We start from the raw sequence: 1,651 nt of genomic DNA, 5'->3' as shown, positions 1-1,651 counted from the left end.
GTGTTGAAGGAAGTTTTAATGCGCTGGGATGCGTTTGTGAATAAGCATCACCTACAACCATTGGTGTCGGTTCAAGTTTGTGCTCGATACCATACAAACCTGAAGCAAGCGCCGCTGCCAAAGTTAAATACGGGTTACCATCTGCCGAGCCTAAACGATACTCGACTCTCTGCGACTTCGCTGAACCAGGTATAACGCGAAGCGAGCAAGTACGATTCTCAACGCCCCATGTAGCATCGGTTGGCGCCCAGAAGCCAGGAATTAGTCGCGTATAACTATTAACCGTTGGCGCAATCAATGACAAGAACTTTGGCATCAATAACTGCTGACCCGCAACGAAATGCCTTTGAGTATCACTCATCGAATAATCTTTACTTTGATCAAAAAAGACTGACTCATTTGTCTTCGCATCGTTTAAGGAAATATGAATATGGCCGCTTTGGCCTGGGTAGTCGGCCGACCACTTAGCCATAAAGGTCGCCATCAATTGATTTTTTTGGGCCAATACTTTAATGAAAGTTTTAAATAGCGATGCTTTATCGGCGGCATTTTGTGCGGTATCAACAGCTATCGCAGCCTCAAGAACACCTGGCCCGGTTTCTGTATGTAGACCTTCAATCGGAAAATCCATTTCTTCCGCAAGCCCAAGAATTTGTGCATATAAGTCGTGATGGACGCTTCCCCTTAAAACAGAGTAACCAAAGTTATCCGGCGTAAAAGGCTCAAGGTTTCGAAAACCTTTTTCTCTTACGCTTTTTGGGGTTTCGTTAAATAGAAAGAATTCATACTCTAGCGCTGCATTGGCAGAAAAGCCCATTGAGTCTGCTTTTTGTAATATCCTATTCAAAAGATTGCGCGGACAGAGAGCTGCTGCGGCACCTACGAATTCACAAATAAAAAGTAAAGTATCTTGCTCAAAAGGAATCTCCCTACAGCTTTCGGGAATAATTCGTACAGAGGCATCTGGGTAGGCTGTATGCCAGCCAGTGTAACTGACATTGTCGTATAACTGATCTTTCGAGTCCCAGCCCAAAACAACATCGCAAAAACCAAAACCCTTGTCGAGCCCAGCAAAGAACTTATCTTTGCTCATATATTTACCGCGCATCACGCCGTCTATATCGAAAAGACCAACTTTGACATGCTTTATTCCACGAAGATTTACAATATGCTTCGCATCTTCAATCGTTTTTACAGATCTGGCTTCCATCATATTATCCAAATATTTTTATTTTATAATCGCATCTAGCCTTAAGTTTAGGTTAGAAATGTTACATGCGCATAAAACTGCAGTGCATTAATAAAAACTAAGAGGAAATTACTAACAATGCGAGATAAGTGGGAGCTCGCTAAGCAATTAGAAATCGCTAGAATTGGGCTTCTATTTTAAAGGTGCTGCTAAGTTTTGAATCAGGATAAACTGGGTCATTTGAGCCGCTTTTGCTGGCATAGCTAAGCGCAAGAGATAACTGAACATAGTCATTAAAGTCATACTCAGATGCCAGATTCAACACAAATAGCTCAGAGACAGTAGACCAAGCCCCAAGCACACTCAAGCCGAGCACATCATTAAAGTACTCCTTGCTCCATGAAACATTCCAGATCTCGTTATAGATGGTACGATTCGTATCTTGCTCTAGACTTTTAAAAC

2 protein-coding genes are annotated in these 1,651 nt (G+C 42.3%); both read right to left on the bottom strand.

The window, feature by feature from the left end:
• Window positions 1-1,213 (bottom strand): glutamine synthetase family protein (locus tag A3766_RS20970; protein ID WP_156509015.1); only part of this gene is annotated, 1,213 nt, incomplete at its 3' end.
• Window positions 1,214-1,367: 154 nt separating this feature from the next.
• On the bottom strand, window positions 1,368-1,651 hold a 284-nt coding region (locus A3766_RS31380; protein WP_197479657.1), incomplete at its 5' end, for a hypothetical protein.

Source organism: Oleiphilus sp. HI0132 (assembly GCF_001635845.1).
Note: the sequence above shows the minus strand (reverse complement) of the source record. Positions and strands in the feature narration are given on the sequence as shown.